Here is a 22,297-nt window from a genome sequence, read left to right on the forward strand (position 1 = left end):
CCATTTATTAATCCAAACAGTTTAAATGAAAAGCAAACAGGTCTTAAATAAAAATACAAATCTACGAAAAGTACTGGGAGTGCCTGATGGCGTTGCCATTCTCGTTGGTATTACCATCGGTGCAGGAATTTATTCAACACCTCAGATAATTGCCGGGTACCAAGAGTCCTTCCTAAGCATCATTGTTCTTTGGCTAATTGTCGGGCTTTTTGTTTTTGTGGCCAGTTTAATTTATGCAGAGCTTGGGACCCGATTTCCGGAAACAGGCGGGGAGTATATTTATATCAGCCGGACATTTGGATCTTTTTTGGGGTTTCTTTTTGGCTGGACCCAGCTTTTTATTATAAGGACCAGCGCAACGGCAGGATTAACCATTATTGCAGTCAATTATCTCGGGTATTTTATTACTATGACCGGCCTGGAGCAAACTATTCTTGCGCTATTAATAATTAGCTTTCTTGGTTATCTAAACTTCATCGGTGTTGGCGCTGCCAGCCTTTTTCAAAAACTTTCAACTCTTATAAAAGTGATTGGATTGTTATTACTGGTCATAATTGGAATTATTCTAATTGATTCTCAAACGAGTTTAATTGGTACAAAAGCAATTGCTTCACAAAATTTGGGTGTGATTGGCAATACGGTGGCCGCTTTTATGCTTATCATTTTTACACACACAGGATGGGACCGTGTTGGCTATGTTGCCGGCGAAATGAAAAATCCAAAGAAAGTTATTCCGCAAACTATGATTTTTGGGATAGGGATTATTATAATTCTTTATCTTTCAATTAACTTCATTTATTATAATACACTTGGTATTGAAGGCTTACGAAGTAGCAAGATTGTTGCGTCTGATACGGCGACACACCTTATTGGGCCAATTGGCGCAGGACTGGTTTCAATACTTGTTATAATTTCTGCAATGGGAAGTACTAATGGCACTTTGATGACAGCTCCGAGAGTTTATTACGCAATGTCGAAAGATGGCCTTTTCTTTAATTGGTTAAACTATGTCCATCCAAAATATCAAACACCTTCGCGTGCAATAATTGTCCATTGTGTATGGGCATCTTTAATCCTTATAGTAAGAGGGCAATTTGAAACAATTGCAGTGGGGATGGTTTTTGCTGTATTAATATTTTATTTATTTACAACAGCAGCCTTAATAAAACAAAGGAAATCCAATGAAGGATCAGGAGTTTTTAAAATGCCTTTGTACCCCTTTCTGCCTATTGTGTTTTTTATTGGTATTACGCTGCTATTACTTTTTAGGGCATATTATGAATGGGAAAAATCATTAATTGACCTGGCTTTAATTGCAACCGGTATTCCCTTTGCAATTATTTGGAAAAGGAAGAAATTGAGATGATCGGCAAAACAATTTTACATTATAAAATTATTGAAAAGCTCGGCGAAGGTGGCATGGGCATCGTCTACAAAGCAGAGGATACCAAGCTGGAAAGACAGGTAGCAATAAAATTCCTACCTCACCATGTTGCAGGGAATACAGATGAACGCAAACGTTTTGAAACAGAAGCTAAAGCAGCCGCAGCTCTAAACCACGCTAATATTGCAACCATTTATGCGATTGAAGAAACTGATGACCAGCATTTTCTCGTCATGGAATACATAGAAGGTAAAGAACTGAAGGAAATTGTAAGAGCGCATGACGATTCGCCCAAGCCAATTGAAACTACAATTGATTACGCGACCCAAATTGCAGAAGGTCTAAAGGCAGCTCATGAAAAAGGCATAGTGCACCGCGATATAAAGCCTGCTAACATTATGGTTACCACTGATGGAAAAGTTAAAATTATGGACTTTGGCTTAGCTAAATTCCGTGGATCGGTGCAACTTACCCAGGTTGGTACAACAGTTGGTACAGCAGCTTATATGTCGCCGGAGCAGGCCAAGGGGGAAGAAGTTGATCAACGTTCTGATATTTGGTCTTTTGGAGTGGTTTTGTTTGAAATGGTAACGGGAGTACTTCCTTTTAAAGGTGATTATGAACAGGCGGTCATTTATTCGATCATAAATGAAGATCCGCAACCAATTACCGGGTCAGCTACTGATATTCCTGAGGGGTTAGAGCAAGTTATAAACAAAGCTATCTTAAAAGACCCCGATGATCGATTCCAAAACATAACTGAATTATTAGCTGAATTAAGAACGTTAAAAAATCAATCGAATGAGAATAATATTAATACAGTCGCTTCACTAAACAAGGCCCCGAAAAGAAAGACGCCATATCTCATTTTTGGAATTTTTGTCACTATCATGCTAACTGTCGTTATTGCATTGTTTTTCTTTCCTAAAAAGGAGCAAAGAAAAACAATAGACTTAATTGCAGTTCTCCCTTTTTCCAATAATAAGCCTGGCCCTGAAACAGATTACCTGGGTTTCGCACTTGCTGATCAGATTATTGGAGACTTGGTTTACCTTAAAAATATTGTGGTCCGTTCTTCAAGTTCAGTACGCAAATATGGAAAACAAGCAACGGACCTTTCGATTGCAGGTGATGAACTGAAAGTAGATTATATCTTAACAGGCAACTTTTTTAAGGAAGCTAATGTTATTCGATTAAATGTTGAACTTATTAAAGTTAATAATAATGAAATGGTTTGGCGTGAACCAATAGAGGTCGATTTCAACTCGGCCTTTGAGCTTCAGGATATTGTAGCGGAAAAAGTTGTTGAAAGGCTTAATGTCCAGTTTTCACAAAAAGAAATGAATAGAATTGGCAAAGATGTCCCTGACAATCCTTTAGCATATGAATATTACCTGCGGGGGGTTGGGTTTCCATTGACAGCCGAAGGAAACCAACTTGCCACTGAAATGTTAATGCAATCCATTGGATTAGATTCTACTTTTGCACCGGCTTTTTCCCAACTTGCAGATCGTCTGCACCGTGTAGCTCTTTATGGAAAATATGATTCAGAAAAATATAGAAGGGTAGAGAGTATTTATTTAAAGGCTATTTCTCTAAATAACGACCTTATTAGCGCACAAGCAGGCTTAGCTATGTATTATGCTGAAACCGGAAGAATAGAAAAAGCCGTAGTAATTTCTCGTCATCTTCTTGAAATAAACCCTAATAATGCAGATGCCCTTTTTTCTTTAGGATATATTTACCGATACGCCGGTATGGATAATGAAAGTATTTTGAAAATGGAACAGGCTATGAAAAATGATCCACGAAATCCCCGGTTTCGATCTTTAAGTTTATCCTACTGTAATATTGGAGAATACGAAAAAGCACTAAAAGTTTTTGAATTAATTGAAAGTAGTGATTGGGTTGTTGGGATGAGGGGCTATATCTTTTTCAAGCAGCGGAAAAAAGAGCAGGCCATTGAGGTTTTTAATAAAATTATTAATAGAACACTGATTCGTTTTGGACATTAAGCTCAATTACAAGAAAATCGTTTCTCATTGGGGATACATTGACCGGGCTTAAAACTATTCAAAAAAGAGAAGAGTTGAATATTACTGATTCAGAACCTCTTTATTATATAGCTTGTGATTTTGCACTATTTGGTGATAAAAAGAGATGTATTCAAACTTTGCAAAAGGCCATTGATGGTGGTTATTTTAATTATCCGGCAATGTTAAGGCAACCTGATTTAGATCCGGTGCGAGATGACCCTGAATTCCAGAAACTCATGGAAAAGGCAAAGAAAAAACATTTAGCTTTTAAAAAGAAATTTTTTCCCGGAAACTAAAGATGATTGAAAAAAAAATACTTCACTACAAAGTTATAGAAAAACTCGGCGAAGGCGGGATGGGTGTGGTATATCTTGCCGAGGATTCAAAGCTGGAACGCCGGGTAGCCATCAAGTTTCTACCACATCATATAACTGCTAATTCTGATGAGCGAAAGCGTTTTGAGATAGAAGCCAAAGCGGCTGCAGCACTAAACCATCCCAATATTGCCACCATTCATGCTATTGAAGAATCAGATACAGAGATGTTCCTGGTGATGGAGTATATCGAAGGCAAAGAGCTCAGGAATATTGTAAGGGCGTATTGCGATACACCCCAACCAATTAACAAAACAATTGATTACGCCATCCAAATTGCAGGAGGTTTGCAAGCCGCGCATGAAAAAGGGATAGTTCACAGGGATATTAAATCATCCAATATAATGGTTACCGAAGATGGTAAAGTGAAAATCATGGATTTCGGATTGGCCAAGTTTCACGGTTCAGCACAACTTACCCAAATTGGCACAACGCTTGGAACTGCCGCTTATATGAGTCCTGAACAAGCACGGGGTGATGAAGTTGATCACAGATCAGATATCTGGTCATTTGGTGTTGTTTTATATGAAATGTTGACTGGTGAGCTACCTTTCAAAGGCGAATATGAGCAGGCAGTTATTTATAATATTTTAAATGAATCACCTGAATCCATGACAGAGCACTCAGCAGATATTACTGAAGAATTAGTGCATATAATGGATAAGTGCCTGCAAAAGGAACCTTCCAACAGATATCAAAATGCTGAGGAAATAATCAGAGATTTATCTGGAAAGTATGAGCAATCAAAAAGTATAAAAATTTCAACTAAAAAAAATGAAAACGCACAGAATAAGAAAAGGGGTAATTATTATATAGCAGCAATTGCTGGGTTTCTTATTATTGTCTTTGGAGGCTATTTATTTTTCACTCAAAAAGCAGAAGACAATTTGACTGTTAAAGATAAACTGATTGTTTTACCCTTTGAAAATCTTGGACCTTCGGAAGAAGAATATTTTGCTGAAGGTATAACAGAAGAGATTACCAGTCGTTTATCATCTCTAAAATCATTAGCTGTTATTTCACGTAAAAGCGCGCGTCAATACAGGGAAACAGAAAAGACGATTAAACAAATTGGCGAAGAACTTGGAGTAAAATATATTCTTGAAGGGACTGTGCGCTGGGCGAGAAACCCTGATGGCACTGACCGCGTACGCATAACACCACAATTAATTCAGACTAAGCAAGATGTTAATATTTGGACGCATATTTATGAGGAAACAATTGAGGATATTTTTCGCGTTCAATCCGAAATTGCTCATAACGTTGTTAAAGAACTTGGTATTACTTTGGAAGCGTCCGAGGTACAAAACCTGAACAAGACTCCAACAGAAAATATCGAAGCTTATCAATCATATATTAGAGGTATTTATTATTTAAATCGCCCACATTTTACAAGGGAACTTTGGCTTAAAGCGGTTGAAAGTTTTGAGCATGCTGTGAAACTTGATCCACATTTTGCTTTAGCCTATGCCGCACTTTCAAAAACGCATTCCCGCATGATTTTTGTACGGTATGACCTTACTCCTGAAAGAATGACAAAAGCAGACAGCGCTGCCAGTAAAGCATTGCGTTTTGGTAGGGACCTTCCTGAGATTCATCTTAATATCGGATATTATTATTTGTGGGCATATCGAGATTCAGAAATGGCCTTAAAAGAATTCAGGATTGCCGAACAAGGCATGCCAAATAATGCAGATGTACAGAGAGCCTTGTCAAGTCTGTATAGCACTCTTGGGCAGTGGGATATTTATATGAAAGCACTCAAGAAAGGTATTGAACTGAGTCCCAGAGATCCTTCGCTGGTTTCTGAACTTGCTTTTGCTTATTGGTTTAATCATGAATTTGATTTGGGGTTGGAAGCAAGTAACAAGGCAATAGAGATTTCACCCGGGTCAAACTGGCCTTATTATTATAAAGCCAATATTATCTGGAGTAAATCCGGCCCGGATGACATTTCACAGGCTGCTCTTGAAAATGCATCACCGGAGCATAGTTGGTGGTTATGGTATTGGTACTGGCAGGAAACGATGCGTGGGAATTATCAAAAAGCGCTTGATCTTTTATCCAAAAGAGAAGGTATGTGGATGAATAATAAAATTTGTGCGCGACCCAATGCTTTGCTTGCTGCTTTTATTTATGATTTTCAAAATAAAAAGGAACTTGCACAAGCAAGTTATGATTCTGCCCGTGTTCTTCTGGAGCAAGCTGTAAAAGAAACACCGGATGATCCACGTTATCACAGCTCACTTGGTATTGCATATGCAGGTCTCGGAAATAAGGTTGATGCCATTAAAGAAGGTAAAAAAGCAGTTGAGTTGCTTCCACTTTCAAAAGATGCAATTTACGGTACTATTTTCGTAACTGATCTTGCCCACATTTATACATTAGTTGGAGAATTCGATCTTGCGCTGAAGCAGCTTGAAGAATTATTAATAAAACCATCTATGCTTTCCAGCACCTGGTTAAAAAACGATATACGTTTTGCCCGTATGCATGATAAAACTGGATTTCAGGAGTTAACTAAGAAGTATTCGGAGAAAAATTGATGATTGGAAAGGCTATCCTCCATTACAAAATTCTTGAAAAGCTGGGTCAAGGCGGCATGGGTATAGTATACCTTGCAGAGGATACCAAGCTGGAAAGACAGGTAGCCATAAAATTCCTACCTCACCATATTGCAGGGAATACAGATGAACGTAAGCGTTTTGAAACGGAAGCTAAAGCGGCCGCAGCTCTAAACCATCCAAATATTGCTACTATTCATGCCATTGAAGAATCTGAAAATGAAATGTTTCTTGTAATGGAATATATAGAGGGGATAGAGTTAAAACAGCAGATTGACAGAGGCAAACTTGGGATTGAAAGAACTGTCGACATTGCCATCCAAATTGCCGAAGGATTGCAAGCCGCTCATAAAAAAGGGATAGCTCACCGCGATATTAAATCTTCAAATATAATGTTAACAGTCGATGGCAAAGTAAAAATAATGGATTTTGGACTGGCAAAGTTCAGATCATCCACACCGGCAAAAGCTGGAACAACTGTTGGTACTGCTGCATACATGTCACCCGAGATGTCCAATGGGGAAGAAGCAGATCATCGAACTGACATTTGGTCATTTGGAATTGTTGTTTATGAAATGATTGCAGGACAATTGCCTTTTCAAGGGGATTATGAACTGGCAGTGTTGTATGCAATTGTAAATGAACCTCCAAAACCTTTATCAGATTATATTAAAGGTATTCCGAAAGTTTTAGAAACAGTTATTGATAAATGTTTGATGAAAGATGTTGAAGAACGCTACCAAAATATTGAAAGCATTTTACAAGAAAGCATTTTTAAAAGTTACCATTCTATTTCTTCGGAAGCGATTGAGGAGTTGGAAGATGTAAAGAGTTCTGTGAAAATACGAAAAACCCATCTTTTTGCACTAATAACGCTTTTTGTAGTTCTGGCTTTTTTTGTATCCCAAATTGTATTTATAAACGAACCCGATATAGCCAAACAAGAAAATAGTAACATACTACTGAAAAGAATTGCGGTTCTTCCATTCAATAATTTAAATAATAATCCTGAGTCCAATTATCTTGGATTTGCCCTTTCAGACAGGATAATAAGCTCACTGGCATATATTGAAGAGTTACTTGTCCGTCCCTCGCGATCTGTTAGACCTTATCAAAATATTGAGGTTGAAACCAAGAGTATCGCAGAAAAATTAAAAGTTGATTATATACTTTCTGGCAATTATCTCAAAGAAAATGATATGGTCCGGCTTTCCCTGGAACTAATTGATGTAAAAACAAATAATTTGATTTGGCATGAAGGAATTGAATTACCATTTGAGAATACTTTTAAGCTGCAAGATTTGGTTTCTCAAAAAGTAGTAGATAATTTAAAAATCCACTTTTCATCAAAATCTACAGACGATAATTCCACAAATAACCCTGCAGCATATGAGTATTTTTTACGTGCTTTGTCATATCCCTTAAGCCTTGAAGGGCATCAACTCTCAATTGAAATGTTCAAAAAATCTATAGAGCTTGATTCGACTTTTGCACCGGCCTATGCAGAACTTGGCTTCCGCCTTCATTTAATTGCCAGCTACGATCTTAATGAAAGAAGCAGGCTTGAAGATGCAGAGAAAGCATATGAGAAAGCGTTGGCAATTAATAAAAATTTGCTCACGGGACTAAGTCAGTTAGCGGTGTTATATACAGAAAAGAATAAAGCAGTAAAAGCGGTTGAGCTAATTAAAAAGGCGCTGGCTATAAACCCAAATAATGCCGGGGCTCATTTTTGGCTTGGTTACATTTATCGATACACAGGATTGCTAAAAGAGTCTGTAGAGGAAATGGAAAAGGCAGTTGCCTTAGATCCCGGCAATCCCCGTTTCAGATCGTTGGGTGTAACTTATATTTATCAGCAACAGTTTGAGAAAGCATTGATTGGTTTAAATTTAGATGAAGAAAGTACATACACAAAGGCCTGGAAAGGAAATATCTATTTAAGAAAAAGCCAATTTGCAAAAGCCAAAAAGTATTTATCGGATGCAATTACACAACAACCCGGTGGTTCGCTGGGAACCTGGTCAAAGGCAATGCTTTACTATATCGATGGAGAAATTGATAAAGGTCTAGAGATGATCAGAAAACTTGAAACATCTGATGTGTTTGATGGAGAACAATTTTACAATTACGCTAATTTATACGGGCTTTATGGAAAAAAAGAAGATTGTATCCGTGTTTTAAAAAAGGCAGTTGAAAGCGGTTTTTATTGCTACCCATTTTTACTAAATGATTCTTTTTTAAATAATGTTCGAAACGATGATGCTTTTCAAAAGATACTTATTGACGCAAAGGAAAAACACGAATCATTTAAAAAGAAATTCTTTTTGGAATAGCAGCTGCAGTTTCAAACAATCCTGAATTTTTAGAATTATTGAAAAATATAAAGGAAAAAATTGGTAACTGGTAAAACCATTTCCATAAAATATCTGAAAAACTTGCCAAGGTTGATTGGATGTAGGTTTTCAAACGAGAATGAACAAGCTGCTATCAATTTACAAGGAATAAATGGAACTGAAAAATATTTCCACAAAGGTTCTGAATTGATTTTGCAAAGGTTATTTTATTTCATTAATTTTAGCCACTACAAAATAAAAAAAATCATAGGAGATCGTTTCATGAACTTTAAATCTGTTATAATTACATCACTAATTTTGGCTGGATTGCTTTTTGCAGCCGATACAAAAAATTTTGGAGAAAAGCTGACCCTTAATGAAACTACTCAGATTTCAAAAATAAACGAAACACCGGAAGACTTTGTAGATAAGGCTGTTCTTGTAGAAGGCCGTATCATTGACGTTTGTAAAAAACGTGGCTGCTGGATTAAAATTGCTGGTGATAAAGAGTTTGAATCTATTCTTGTTAAAGTAGACGATGGTGTAATAATTTTCCCAATGGAAAGCAAAGGTAAAATGGCCAAAGTTGAAGGGAAAATTGAAAAAGTAGAATATACAATGGAACAAACCATTGAAAAAGAAAAGCACAAATGCGAGATGGAAGGCAAGGAATTTGATGCATCTAAAGTTACAAAGCCAGATGTATTGTATCGTTTACGCGCACTTGGTGCTGATATTGAAATGTAATTATTTTAGCTAAGTCTATGGCCTCGCCTTGCGGGGCTTTTTTTTTAGCTGGATAAAAAAAGAGTGGATATCCCAAAAAAGAATACGGAGTATAAATTGAAAATAAGAAAATGGTTGCGCATTTTGCACAGGGATATTGGTTATCTGGGAATCGGTTTAACAGTTATTTTTGCTGTTTCCGGGATCGCCGTAAATCATATTCATGATTGGAATCCAAATTATTCCATAGAACAATCAACAACGCAAGTAGAAAATATTCCATCTACAAATAATGAAGATATTGTAAAGCATGTTCTAAACGAGCTGGAAATAACTCAAAAGCCGGAGGGTTGGCATAGAACTTCGCCAAACCACTTACAGATTTTTTTAGAAGGCAACACTGTAGATGTTAATCTTGAAACCGGTAAAATTGTACAAGAGAAAGTATCACCAAGGCCATTTTTGAGAGAGTTTAATGTTTTGCATTTAAATGAACCCAAACAAGCCTGGACCTGGTTTTCAGATTTATATGCCGTAAGTCTTTTGTTCCTTGCAATTAGTGGTCTCTTTTTGTTAAAAGGTAAAAAAGGTTGGAAGTGGCGTGGTACATGGATGACAGCCATTGGAATAGTTATCCCAATATTATTTTTGCTTTATTACAGGTGATCAAATGCCAAAAAAAATTAAAATCGCTTTGGTTTCTTCAGAAATTTTCCCCTTTTCCAAAACAGGTGGGCTGGCGGATGTGAGCGGTGCATTAGGCAAATACCTATCAAAAAACAATGTTGATGTAAGGTTAATAACACCTTTATACTCAGATGTCGACTTATCCGTATCCAACTTTTATCCTGTTAAATTTTTACAGGATATGGAATTGTGGTTTGGAAGTCATAAGTATAGTTATTCCGTTCATACAGCAAAAATTCCGGACACAGCTGCAAGTGTATATTTTATTTCCTGTCCTGAATTGTATAACCGGGAGTCACTATATACAAATGATGTCGATGAACACATTCGGTTTGCTTTGTTAAGCCGGGCAGCAATTGAGATTTGTCAGAAAATGGCATGGGCACCAGATGTCTTTCATTGCAATGACTGGCAGAGTGCTTTATTGCCCTTATATTTAAAAACTCATTATTCCTGGGATTCGCTTTTTAGTAAATCAAAAACATTGCTTTCTATTCACAATATCGGTTATCAGGGTAGTTTTAATTTAGCCGTGATTAATGATTTAGGTTTTGCCGATTTTACTCATCTCCTGGATGATTTTGACAATAAATCCGGCCAATTCAATTTTATGAAATTGGGGGTAATCCACTCTGATAAACTCTCTACGGTCAGTAAAACCTATGCTCAGGAAATTCAGACTGAAGAGTATGGCGCTGGGCTGGATCCAATGTTAGCTTACCGGAAAGAAAATCTTGTTGGAATTGTAAATGGTGTTGACTATGAGGAATGGGATCCTGAAAATGATACGAATATTAACTTTCCATTTTCAATAAATAAACTTTCCGGAAAAAAGAAAAATAAACAAAGTCTATTAGACTCGTTTGATTTAGAATTTTCCATAAAAAGGCCACTAATTGGCATGATTACCAGGTTGGTCGAACAAAAGGGTCTTGATTTAATAATTCAGGTGTTAGAAAATTTTCTGGCTCACAAAGATATGCAGGTAGTTGTTTTAGGGAGTGGAGACCCAAAATATGTGGAATTTTTTACATACTTGAAAAACAAATATCCTGCAAAATTGGGATTTTTTTCTGGTTATAATAACAAACTGGCTCATCTTATTGAGGCAGGATCGGACATGTTTTTAATGCCGTCGAAATACGAGCCATGTGGATTAAATCAAATCTATAGCCTGAAATATGGCACAATTCCAATTGTACGTAAAACAGGTGGCTTAGCTGATACAGTTGATCTTTATGATTGGGAAAAGCAAAGCGGCACAGGATTCGTTTTCGAAGATTATTCCGCAGAAGGGTTGGATTGGGCAATCGATTATGCATTGGAAACATTTAAGCATACGAAGGCCTGGAAGAAAATAATCTCAAATGCCATGAAACAGGATTATTCATGGGATCGACAAGTTAAAGAATATATAAAACTTTATTCTGCTCTGTTGAAAAGCAAATAAGCATTTTTGCAATTATTTAGTTTTTATGTATAGGTAATAAAATATTGCAATTTTTTTCATGTGCGCTATATTGGGGAAAACAAAGTTTAGGAGGAGAGCCATGAAACTCTATGGAGGAAAGGATCATCGAATTTCCATTGATTATGCGCGCGAATTGACTCGAAATTTCAGGGCGGAAAAAAAGACAGGTGAAAGTATTTCGGGTTTGTTTGACAAAGAGACTGTTTTAGCAGTATTAAACCAACAGGATTGCATTGCAATGCGTTATTATCATGGAATTAATGAAGAAGATAAGAATGTAATTGTGATCGTTGGAGTTGATAAACATGGTTATGATATCCTTGATGGCGTAATCATTGAAAAAGCTTTTCCATGTCCGCCATTTTGTGGTGATATAAATGATTTAAATGCGGATGACGTTGAAGAAAAAAGACTCGCCGTTTAGAGCTTAAAATACAATATTTGGATTTTTTCTTCTTATTATCTACAGTTTTAAAGTATTTTGTTTCTTATATTAAAAATTCTCTTGGGGACGATATTGGATTCGACGGGCAAGAGAAGGGTGTAAACAGCAATCCGGGATTCCGGCTACCCCGTGATTAACCGGAAAGCACTATAAGTGCCGATAATAATTACGCATTAGCAGCTTAATTGACTGCTACGCTTCCTATTTCTCTAATTTACCGGGGATTTTTGAAGCGCCAATTTTAAGGTAGATTGGGTCAATATTTTGTCTGTGGGTATTGATTCATATTTAGCAGGCTGGTTTTATAAACGGCTCGTTACTTTATCGCTTATAAAATGAGACCTAAAAAAGTAACTATGATTGTAGACGTTTGCATTGGTCCTTGTCCGGACCCGGGTTCAACTCCCGGCGTCTCCACTTTTTTTATCAATTAAACCAGATTAAACAACCTTTTTCAATTGGCAGAATGCAATCAAATATAGTTTATATTGCTACTAGTCTTGATGGATATATTACAGACAGAAATGGCGGATTAGAATGGCTCGATTCAATTCCTAATCCAGACAGACTTGATCTTGGCTGGACAAGTTTTATGAGCCGGGTTGATGCAATTATAATGGGCCGGAACACATTCGAGGCAGTGTGTGGCTTCGATGTTGATTGGCCATATCAAAAACCGGTATTTGTTTTAAGTAATTCTTTAACTTCTTTAGGGGATGAATTCAAAGATAAGGTTAAGCTTGTTAAAGGGGACCTTTCAAATGTTGTGAAGAATTTGAATCAGGAAGGTTTTTCTCAACTTTATATTGATGGTGGTTTAACAGTTCAAAATTTTCTAAAAGAAGATTTAATTGATGAAATGATTATTACAATTATGCCAATATTGCTTGGTGGTGGAGTTTCACTATTTAAAAAGCTTCCGAAAGAATTGGGATTTGAACATATCAAAACAGAAGTGTTTTTAGATGCCTTAGTTCAAAGTCACTATCGGCGGAAGAGATAACTTTACTATTGTAGTGGTTCCTACCTTTAATTTTACATGAATAATAAAATCACAATTGTTTCTGGTCTTCCACGCTCTGGCACATCCATGATGATGAAAGTTTTGCAAAAGGGCGGAATGACTTTAGTTTATGATGATTTAAGGGTTGCAGATAATGACAATCCGAACGGATATTTTGAATATGCAAAAGTAAAAAACCTAAAAGAGGATAATTCCTGGCTTTTTGATGCCCAGGGACAAGCAATCAAAATACTCTTCAATTTTTTGTATTTCCTTCCACAAAAATATAAATTCAAAATTATCTTTATGCAGCGTAATATGCAGGAGATTTTAGCATCACAAAATAAAATGTTGCTGAGATCTGGAAAATCTATTGGTCAGGATAACAGACAATTTGAAATTTTATTTAATTCTGAAATTATAAAGTGCAAGGATTGGCTAAAAAATCAAAAAAATATTGATACAATAAATGTTTCTTATAATCAGATTATGGAAACGCCTTTCCCAATTTGCCAGTCAATTAATAATTTCTTAGAAAAGAGTTTAAATTTAGATGGTATGGTAAATGCCATTGATAAATCACTTTATAGAAATAAATCTGACAAATTATAGAATAAATGATTAAAATTTTCTTAATACTTTTGATAATAATTTTTGTTTTTTTGCTGTATGCTTCTCAAAAGGAAACTAAGAAAGCTGCCCTTAAAAGAAGACAGTTAATTAATAAGATAAAAAACAGAGATCGTGATTAAAAATAAGTTGACAGACATTTTTGACGTGTGTATATTCAAGGCTCACAACAGAGAATATTGTTGTTTTTAGCGAGAGTAGCTCAGTGGCTAGAGCACGACCTTGCCAAGGTCGGGGTCGCGGGTTCGAATCCCGTCTCTCGCTCATTTTTATTTCAGGGCGGCAAAATACGGTTTTTGTTTTAAAAACGGCGACGTACCCAAGTGGTTAAGGGAGAGGTCTGCAACACCTTTATCGTCGGTTCGAATCCGACCGTCGCCTCACATTAAGTTTCCGTGCCGAGGTGGTGGAATTGGTAGACACAAGAGACTTAAAATCTCTCGATCTTCGGATCGTGCCGGTTCAAGTCCGGCCCTCGGTACAAAGATATGAGCTTCAGGATTTCCTGGAGCTTTTTTTATGTATGGATATTTAATGAAATGATTGGAAAAACTTGAATTGGGCGGAGTTAAGCACTTGTGTTTTTTAGCATCATTCTTCGTTTAATTCGAATTAATGAGCGGCAATGAAACTGTAAATCTACAATGAGAGTTTGTTTCAGAATCAACCTCAATTGAACCATTATTTTCTTCTATCAATTCTTTTACTAAATCCATCCCAATCCCACGACCCGAAATTAAATCTGCTTCATCGTTTGACGAGATTCCAGCTGTAAATATTACATTGGATAATTGCTTTTTATCCCAGCTATTTATTTCCTCTTCCTTCCAGTTGTTTAGTTCTAATGCTTTGTCTTTTAGTTTGTCCAGTTGCAAACCTTTTCCATCATCCATGTAAGTGAGAATAAGTCGGTTCTTGTGAATACTGTTTGATAATCTAATAACACCAGTTTCAGGTTTGTTTCCATTTAAACGTTCATCAACACTTTCAATGCCATGAGATAGGCTGTTGCGTGTAAATTGAACAAGAATGTTTTTTATCAATGGAATATAATTTGATGGAATTAATTCTGAATTGAAATCTGAATTGTCTAATGAAACTTTTTTATTTAATTCTTTCGAGACATTTTCTATCATTTTTTTAAAATCTATAAGAAGGTTATCATTTGCACCCATTTCTTCCTTTTGAAAAGTGAGGGCAGATAATTTATCAATTAAACCTTTGAAATCATTCATGTTCTTCATTAAATCATGAACTCCCATTACTAGTGGGATAAAATCGTTTCCTTTTACATTTGGTTTTCGCCCGACTTCTAGCGCTATTTCTTCCAGTTTGTGACATTGATTAGCAAAAAAGCCAAAGTTTAATAAACTCGCATTTCCTTTTAACAGGTGAAGCTTTCTTCCCGTTTGCTCTAAGACAAAATTATATTTAGAATTGTCTTCACATTGCAATAAGTTTTCTAATTCTGATAACTCATTATTAGTAGATGTCATAAAATCTTGCAATGTTTTTGGGGCTAATTGAACTATGGACATTAACCACTCTACCTGTTTTTGGGAATCTTCTTCTGTTTTTTTAAGCTTTTCAGAAAGCAGGTATTCGTCTGTCTCATCAATGACTGTTGCAATTAAGCCTGTTATCTTCTCGTTGTGAATAATTCTTTTAAATTCGAAAGACAAATATTTTGACTTACTTTCTTCATCAAACCCAAATCTTAATTTGGTAATTGGATTTAATTCTTTAACCAGGCATTCATCGATTTCTATATCAAACAAAATATCCAGATATTCTTTAACTGTTTTAATATTATCTTCTTGTAAATATGAAGAAAGTAATTCCAAAATTGATTTTTCAGCAGGGCTGGAAGTTTCAAGTATATCTAATAATGCAGAAGAATATTGCGATTGAATAATAAGGTCAATATCTAAAAGAAAAAAACCTTCTTCTACATTCTGTAAAATTTTATCTTTTTCTTTTTGAGAGTCTTTAAGACTTTGGTTACTTAATGCTAATTCTTTGGTTCTTTCATTTACTTTTTTCTTTAAAAGGTAAACCCACCCAAAAGTGATTACAATTAGTAAACCCAAGCCAGCCAATAAACCAAATGCTTTTTGTATTGTTAACCAGGGTGGAGGATTAATTAATTGAATATCTGACTTCGACCTTAAAAGTAACTTTAGGGTTTCGGGGACATATACACCTTCTTCTGTTTTTTTGATATTTAGAGGGTTAATACTCAACTTCGTTATACCCGAGATTGCAATATCACTCCCGGCTTCAAATAACTCGGCTAAACTCACTGAATCCGTATTGTATAAAAACGCTGTAAAATAATGGTTATCCTTTTCAAGGTGGAGATCAACAGAAGACTTAGTCTCTACAATCCTTACTAAATGTGCATTAAAAGATACAAGGGTGGCTTCCGGGACATTTATTAAGGGAGATATGGATTTTAATGCAACCGGTTCAATTATTTGACTACTTCCAATTTTTTTACAAATTCCGTTTTCAATTTCCGGAGATAGGTTTCCAGATATTGCAAACCCTACTACTTCAACATAATCTCCAATCTTAAAGTTATAAGCATTTGTTGTGCTTACCAATATGCTTCCTGTTGAGTCCTGAATGTATATTTGTTGATTAATTCCAGGGTGAATGACAGTTCCCTCTAACTTTATTCTTTGGTTAGCATCAAAACCATGAGAGAATTGCATAATCCTATTAATTGGCACTGGTTTTAACTCAAATGGGTTTATAGGTTCTTCATTCAGGATGGAAATCTGATCTATATTTTGAAGCATTATTCTGATCCCAAGGAGTTGCTTTCTCGAATTAAAATTGCTTGCACACACCCCACTAACCTCGACAAAGCTTCCGATAAAATGAACAGGCAGTTTTTGAGTATTGTTAGTTTTAAGCTGAACACCAATTGTTTTACCATCCATATCTAAAATCATTTTTATAGATTGATGAAAATCATCTCTTTTTGCAGATTTTATTTTTCCTTTTACAGTAATCCACTGGCTGTCTTCATGGCCATTAAATATTTTATCGTGGTTTGTATTCGGATATGTTGGCATTTTCCCTTGGCCTAGCACTTTAATAAACGTTTCGTTTAAAACTGGTGCAAAATCACCAGGATAGACTTTGGCAGTGACTTTGACCCGGTCGCCCATTTTAGGCTTATCACCATTATTTACAAACATAAATATGCCTGCAGTCTTATCTTGAACAAAACAGTAACGTTCGGTACTATAAGTAATTGTTCCAAAAATTTCTACATTGGGATGCTTTGATGCTTCACTCGTAGGGAGTGCCCTAATAACATCAATATGTTTGTATACTTTTTCTTGCCCTAAAAGATAAGAACAATGGGCAATAAACAATACAATAGATAACAAATACAATCTCTGAGTTTGTTGTTTTGTATTCATATCTAACCTCGAATTTTGAGATGAAAAGAAATAAAGGGGAAATAGTCTTTCTATTTTGAATGTCGAAATATATTCTTAGTAATTAAACTAAATACTATTTTTGATCAGAAACCAAGTCTTTTGACTAAGTGTTTAGAAGTTAAAACCTACCATTGCATGTGTTATTCTTTGGGTTAAATGAAAAACTTTTTTTAAAATTTAAAAAATGTTGGTATTTTGCTGAATGAAAATTATTTACTTTGACTGTTTTAGCGGTATAAGCGGAGACATGCTTCTTGGTGCTTTTATTGATGCTGGTCTTAATCAAGAGTTATTAACCGAATTACCGGAAAAACTCAATCTTCCACAAGTTAAAGTTACAATCAACAAAGTCCTTAAAAATGGATTAAGTGCTACAAAGGTTGATGTAACGTTTCCCGAAGAACAGGTACACCGACATCTTGCTGATATTGAAAAAATAATTGATGCTGCGGATTTACCTGATCCTGTAAAAATCATATCAAAAAAGATATTTTTAAATCTTGCTAAAGCAGAAGCCCGCGTGCATGGAACAGATGTTGACCAAATTCATTTTCATGAAGTAGGTGCTTTAGATGCAATCGCTGATATTACCGGAGTAGCGTTGGGTTTTCACGAATTGCAAATTGATCAGGCTTTTTGTAGCAAAATATCAGTGGGTGGTGGACTTGTCAAAATTGCTCACGGAACTTATCCGGTTCCTGCACCGGCAACTGCATATTTATTAGAAGGTTTTATGCTTAACCAAGGCCCTGTTGATAAAGAGCTTGTGACGCCAACCGGAGCAGCTGTTTTAGCTACTTTGTGTGAACAAACTGAAATCCCTTCTTTCCATTTAAAGGCAACAGGATATGGAGCTGGTACTGCTGAATTTAAGGACACCCCAAATGTTTTGAGAGTCCAGTTAGGAGAAATACAAAAAAGCACTAATTTAGAATCTGATGAAATTCTTCAAATTGAGTGTAATATTGATGATTTAAACCCTCAAATTTATCCTTATTTGATTGAGCAAGTTTTACAAGCCGGGGCGGTAGAAGCATTTGTTACACCGGTTGTAATGAAAAAGGGCAGACCGGGACATTTGTTTTCGATTCTATGTGCAGATGAAAATGAACAGGATATTTTAAATATCATTTTTAAAGAAACAACTTCGATCGGGGTTCGCAAACAAAAATTAACACGATCAATTTTAAAGCGCAGGGTTACCGATCTTAAAACATCTTTTGGTATTATAAAGGTAAAAGAAATTACTTTGCCGGATGGAAGTATAAAAAGAACTCCGGAATTTGAGGATTGTAAAAAGGTGGCTTTGGAAACTGGGGAAGCCTTGATGGACATACAAAAAAAACTAATTGAAGAAATAAACAAAACTTGAATTAGTTAAAATTTGGTAATATTAATTTGGGATTATAGATATGCATGAAACGATAGAAAAACAACTGCTTGAACATAAATCTGTTTTGGAAAAAACAACAGAAATACTTGCTCAGGAAATTGAAAAAGCCTCGATTCTCGCTGTTGAGACAATTCAATCCGGAAATAAAATTATGTTTTGCGGAAATGGTGGTAGTGCCTCGGATGCTCAGCATTTGGCTGCGGAGCTTAGCGGGCGTTTTGTAAGGGAAAGAAAAGGTTTGCCAGGGCTGGCATTAACAACCGATGCATCTGTCTTAACATCTGTTTCAAATGATTTTGGCTTTGAATTTGTCTTCTCCAGGCAGGTTGAAGCAATTGCATCAAAAGGTGATTTGCTGATTGGTATTTCAACCTCCGGAAACAGCGCCAACGTTATCAACGCGCTTAAAATGGCAAAAAAACTTGGCTGCAAAACGCTTGGTTTTAGTGGCAATAAGGGCGGCAAATTTAGCGGTGAGTGTGATTTGAATTTAATTGTTCCATCAGATGTAACAGCACGAATTCAAGAAATGCATATTTTAATTGGTCATATAATCTGCCAGGCCATTGATGATGCTTTTTGCTAGTTAATGGTGTCATTCAAAGTAGAGCAGTGAAGCGAAGAATCTTATAGGAACCGGGAATGCTTCAACCCTCAGTATGACATCAGATTTTTATTCTTTTAAGTATATAATCTGAAACCTCTTCCAATTTGTTAAAATGAGGTATTTTAATATTCATTTTCGTTAACAACAGAAAATTCTTATAAAATCCTACCGCTGGTTTATTATATTGCAAAGCTAATTCAACCTCGCTTATAGTACCATAACTCCCCGGCAATACAACAATATAATCTGCGCTTAGAATATTTATATGGTTACGCGACAAAGGATCAGTTCCTTTTTTTCCGCTAAATGGAAGATGAGTATAAAGTGGAACCTCAATCCATGGATTGGGATAGCCTGAGTGACTTTTATACTTTCTGTTTTCAACTTTTCCCGGAATGACGCCAAGTGATAACCCGGAACGTTTTTTTGTTTCAACGAAAGTTTTACTTACAACCTGCATTACACCACTACCACCACCACCGGTTAACAGATGAAATCCCGATTCAGCAATCCACTTTCCCAAAGGTTCTGAGAATTCCAGGTGTTCGTCATTACCCGATCCCATAACACCGATTATTTTTAGTTTATTCATATAGTGATTAAAAGTTAATCCGGTTATTTTTCCGCAAATAGTTATAAGCCCGCATCAACCCAATCACTGCAAGAGCGTCTTTAATTTCTGTATTTAAAACCATTTGCCATGCTTCTTCAAAAGGCAGTTTTTTTATGATTAGGTCTTCTGTGTCATCCGGGTCAGATTCACCTTGTTCTAAATCTTCAGCAAGATAAACGTATCCTACTTCATCTGTAAAACAATTACTTGTATAAAGGGTGTTAAGAAAAGTCCATCTTTTTGCTGTCAACCCAGTTTCTTCACGCAACTCACGCTTAGCGCCTATTAAAGTATCCTCTCCGTGTAATCCTCCGCCTTCAGGTATTTCCCAGGAGTACTCGCCTAGTGGATAGCGAAACTGGCCAACCAGGTATGTCTGCAAGTCATGAGTGATCGGTACAATTCCGATTGCAGGTTTTGCCTCAACAACACTGTAAATACCATTGTTTCCCGATGGATTGATTACCTTATCTTCACGCAGACGTATCCAATCATTTTTATAAATTTCTTTTGTGCTGATTTTTTTCCAGGGATTTTTCATATATCTCCAAAAAATTAATCCAAGTGAAAATGGATTTTAAAATAATAAAGTTTTTTTTATCAAAATTTAGGTTTAATTTTAGGCATTCAATCAATGATTTACAAAGTTATATCAACCAAAAATTTAAAATCAGCAAGAATAAGGAAAAATAATGGATGACAGATTAATTGAATGTGTACCCAACTTTTCTGAAGGGAAAGATCTTAACCTTATTAAACAAATTACAAACGAAATTGAAGCCGTCGATCATATAAAACTTCTTGATGTTGATCCCGGTGCTGAGATGAACCGTACTGTTGTAACATTTGTTGGCCCACCTGAATCAGTTAAGGAAGCTGCATTTCGGTCAATCAAAAAAGCTTCCGAATTGATCGATATGACAAAACACCAGGGATCACATCCACGCATGGGCGCTACCGATGTTTGCCCTTTTGTGCCGGTTAGTGGCGTTTCAATAGAGGAATGCATCGAACTTTCCAAAGAAGTGGCCAAAAGAGTTGGCGATGAATTACAAATCCCGATTTACCTGTATGAAAAATCTGCCCAAAAACCTGAACGAGAAAATCTCGCTGTTGTGCGGAAAGGGGAATATGAGGCTTTGGAAGCAAAACTGGCCAAGCCGGAGTGGAAGCCCGATTTTGGACCGGCCATATTTAATGCTAAGGCAGGTGGCACAGTAATGGGTGTCCGTGAATTTTTGATTGCTTATAATATTAGCTTGAATACCCGCGAAAAATTGCATGCTACAGACATTGCTTTTGAACTACGCGAGAAAGGGCGTTCTGCTCGTCGTGGAAATATTAATCCGTTTTATTATAAAGGCCAAACAATTCTTAAATACAAAGAAGGATTGTATCCTTGTGGAAGTTGTGATTTTGAAGGCAAAACTATTACAGAAACAAATGCCCATTGCATTGAAAAACATAATTATGATTTAGTAGCGCTTCTAAAACAAAATGCGATTAATCCGGAAAAGCCGGAAGGAAAATCGGTAAAAAAACCGGGTCTTTTTTCTCACGCGAAATCAATTGGCTGGGTTGTGCCTGAATTTGACCGCGCACAAATTTCAATCAATCTGACAGATTATAATGTAACCTCTACACATGATGTGCTCGAAGCCACTCGGAAGTTAGCGGCTGAAAGAGGTCTTGTTGTAACTGGCAGTGAGATAGTTGGAATGGTGCCTTATCCCGCATTATTGGAAACAGGAAAATACTATTTACGCAAACAAGGCAGGGCCGTTGGCATTCCAATCATAGATATTTTAAATACCGCTGTGCAGTCACTTGGTTTAACAGATGTTGCTGAATTTAACATTGAAGAACGTGTGCTTGGTTTGCCAAAAAATCTTGATACGGCATTAGTAGAGATGTCTGTTACAGATTTTACTGATGAAGTTTCCAGGGAATCTGCAGCACCGGGTGGTGGCTCAATTGCTGCATTGGCTGGCGCGATTGGTGCATCCTTATCATCCATGGTTGCCACGTTAACCGCAAACAGGCGTGGTAGTGAAGACGTAGATGATATTTTGAATGAGGCAGCAGAAACCTGCCAGGAAGTAAAACAGGCGTTGATAAAGGCAGTGGATGCGGATACAGATGCTTTTAATATTTATATGGATGCACGGCGTTTACCGGCCAAAACTGATCAGCAAAAAAAGATTCGCGAGGATGCCATGCTTGATGGATTAAAGCAGGCCGTTGCAGTTCCATTAAATACGGCGCGTCAAAGCTTTAGGGCAGTTAAACTTGCAGAAACTGTTGTAAAGTATGGAAATCCTGCCTCGGTAACAGATGTAGGAGTTGGGGCTCAAATGGCTTATAGTGGCGTAAAAGGCGGCATATACAATGTTTTGATCAATTTGAAGGATATCTCCGACCAGGAGTTTAACGCGGAAATGCGAAAGAGATGTGAAGTGTTAGACAAGGATGCAAAAGAAGCTCTGGATAAAGTGTTGTCTGTTGTTGAGAATGCGTTGAAGTGAAATGTTGCAGCTTCCGGGATTTTAGGCACAATTTTTATGAAACTT

General features: G+C 36.4%; 17 protein-coding genes, 3 tRNA genes and 1 other RNA gene. 18 read left to right on the forward strand and 3 right to left on the reverse strand.

All coding sequences use genetic code 11. The features are described from left to right. The first annotated feature begins 25 nt into the window (after nucleotides 1–25). The 15 genes from HND50_00615 (at nucleotide 26) to HND50_00685 (ending at nucleotide 14,137) form a co-directional block, all read left to right on the forward strand. The gene (locus HND50_00615) at nucleotides 26–1,366 is read left to right on the forward strand and encodes an amino acid permease (protein ID NOG43706.1); all 1,341 of its coding nucleotides are present in this window, start codon (nucleotides 26–28) and stop codon (nucleotides 1,364–1,366) included. After that, the gene (locus HND50_00620) at nucleotides 1,363–3,399 is read left to right on the forward strand and encodes a protein kinase (protein NOG43707.1); all 2,037 of its coding nucleotides are present in this window, start codon (nucleotides 1,363–1,365) and stop codon (nucleotides 3,397–3,399) included. The genes HND50_00615 and HND50_00620 overlap by 4 nt, the downstream gene beginning before the upstream one ends. A 38-nt stretch (nucleotides 3,400–3,437) precedes the next feature. Further along, nucleotides 3,438–3,716, forward strand: coding sequence for a hypothetical protein (locus tag HND50_00625; protein ID NOG43708.1), 279 nt, complete (start codon nucleotides 3,438–3,440; stop codon nucleotides 3,714–3,716). Nucleotides 3,717–3,718: 2 nt separating this feature from the next. Then, nucleotides 3,719–6,340 (forward strand): protein kinase, encoded by a 2,622-nt coding sequence (locus HND50_00630; protein ID NOG43709.1) that lies wholly within the window; start codon nucleotides 3,719–3,721, stop codon nucleotides 6,338–6,340. Next, complete coding sequence (locus tag HND50_00635) at nucleotides 6,340–8,694, forward strand: protein kinase (GenBank protein NOG43710.1); 2,355 nt, start codon at nucleotides 6,340–6,342, stop codon at nucleotides 8,692–8,694. The genes HND50_00630 and HND50_00635 overlap by 1 nt, the downstream gene beginning before the upstream one ends. 282 nt (nucleotides 8,695–8,976) lie before the next feature. Further along, nucleotides 8,977–9,441 carry a DUF4920 domain-containing protein gene (locus HND50_00640; GenBank protein NOG43711.1) on the forward strand — a complete coding sequence of 155 codons (465 nt, stop codon included), beginning with the start codon at nucleotides 8,977–8,979 and terminating at the stop codon, nucleotides 9,439–9,441. 96 nt (nucleotides 9,442–9,537) lie between these two features. Further along, complete coding sequence (locus HND50_00645; GenBank protein NOG43712.1) at nucleotides 9,538–10,086, forward strand: hypothetical protein; 549 nt, start codon at nucleotides 9,538–9,540, stop codon at nucleotides 10,084–10,086. Nucleotides 10,087–10,090: 4 nt separating this feature from the next. After that, on the forward strand, nucleotides 10,091–11,557 hold the full coding sequence (locus HND50_00650; GenBank protein ID NOG43713.1) for a glycogen synthase: 1,467 nt from the start codon (nucleotides 10,091–10,093) through the stop codon (nucleotides 11,555–11,557). Nucleotides 11,558–11,657: 100 nt separating this feature from the next. Continuing rightward, nucleotides 11,658–12,002, forward strand: a complete 345-nt coding sequence (locus HND50_00655; protein ID NOG43714.1) for a hypothetical protein — start codon at nucleotides 11,658–11,660, stop codon at nucleotides 12,000–12,002. Between the two features lie 83 nt (nucleotides 12,003–12,085). Continuing rightward, nucleotides 12,086–12,443: a transfer-messenger RNA gene (gene ssrA / locus HND50_00660) on the forward strand. A 46-nt stretch (nucleotides 12,444–12,489) separates the two neighbouring features. Beyond that, a complete protein-coding gene (locus tag HND50_00665) occupies nucleotides 12,490–13,026 on the forward strand; it encodes a dihydrofolate reductase (GenBank protein ID NOG43715.1) in 537 nt (178 codons plus the stop codon). A gap of 36 nt (nucleotides 13,027–13,062) precedes the next feature. After that, a complete protein-coding gene (locus HND50_00670) occupies nucleotides 13,063–13,638 on the forward strand; it encodes a sulfotransferase family protein (GenBank protein NOG43716.1) in 576 nt (191 codons plus the stop codon). 209 nt (nucleotides 13,639–13,847) lie between these two features. Continuing rightward, nucleotides 13,848–13,920 (forward strand) — tRNA-Gly (locus HND50_00675). A 45-nt stretch (nucleotides 13,921–13,965) separates the two neighbouring features. After that, a tRNA-Cys gene (locus tag HND50_00680) sits at nucleotides 13,966–14,037 on the forward strand. Between the two features lie 16 nt (nucleotides 14,038–14,053). Then, nucleotides 14,054–14,137, forward strand: a tRNA-Leu gene (locus HND50_00685). Between the two features lie 121 nt (nucleotides 14,138–14,258). Here HND50_00685 and HND50_00690 read toward each other — a convergent pair. Continuing rightward, on the reverse strand, nucleotides 14,259–17,093 hold the full coding sequence (locus HND50_00690; protein ID NOG43717.1) for a hypothetical protein: 2,835 nt from the start codon (nucleotides 17,091–17,093) through the stop codon (nucleotides 14,259–14,261). A 223-nt stretch (nucleotides 17,094–17,316) separates the two neighbouring features. On the opposite strand from HND50_00690, the gene larC reads away from it, so the two are divergent. Both larC and gmhA read left to right on the forward strand, forming a co-directional pair. Further along, complete coding sequence (larC, locus tag HND50_00695; GenBank protein NOG43718.1) at nucleotides 17,317–18,486, forward strand: nickel pincer cofactor biosynthesis protein LarC; 1,170 nt, start codon at nucleotides 17,317–17,319, stop codon at nucleotides 18,484–18,486. Between the two features lie 40 nt (nucleotides 18,487–18,526). Then, a complete protein-coding gene (gmhA, locus tag HND50_00700) occupies nucleotides 18,527–19,093 on the forward strand; it encodes a D-sedoheptulose 7-phosphate isomerase (GenBank protein NOG43719.1) in 567 nt (188 codons plus the stop codon). Between the two features lie 79 nt (nucleotides 19,094–19,172). Here gmhA and HND50_00705 read toward each other — a convergent pair whose 3' ends face one another. Next, nucleotides 19,173–19,706, reverse strand: coding sequence for an LOG family protein (locus tag HND50_00705; GenBank protein NOG43720.1), 534 nt, complete (start codon nucleotides 19,704–19,706; stop codon nucleotides 19,173–19,175). A 7-nt stretch (nucleotides 19,707–19,713) separates the two neighbouring features. Then, nucleotides 19,714–20,268: an NUDIX hydrolase gene (locus tag HND50_00710; protein ID NOG43721.1), complete on the reverse strand. Its 555-nt coding sequence runs from the start codon at nucleotides 20,266–20,268 to the stop codon at nucleotides 19,714–19,716. Nucleotides 20,269–20,419: 151 nt separating this feature from the next. Between HND50_00710 and ftcD the strand changes: the two genes are divergently transcribed. Continuing rightward, the gene (gene ftcD / locus HND50_00715; GenBank protein ID NOG43722.1) at nucleotides 20,420–22,252 is read left to right on the forward strand and encodes a glutamate formimidoyltransferase; all 1,833 of its coding nucleotides are present in this window, start codon (nucleotides 20,420–20,422) and stop codon (nucleotides 22,250–22,252) included. Nucleotides 22,253–22,297: the final 45 nt, after the last annotated feature.

It is taken from the genome of Calditrichota bacterium (assembly GCA_013112635.1).
GTDB lineage: Bacteria > Calditrichota > Calditrichia > Calditrichales > J004 > JABFGF01.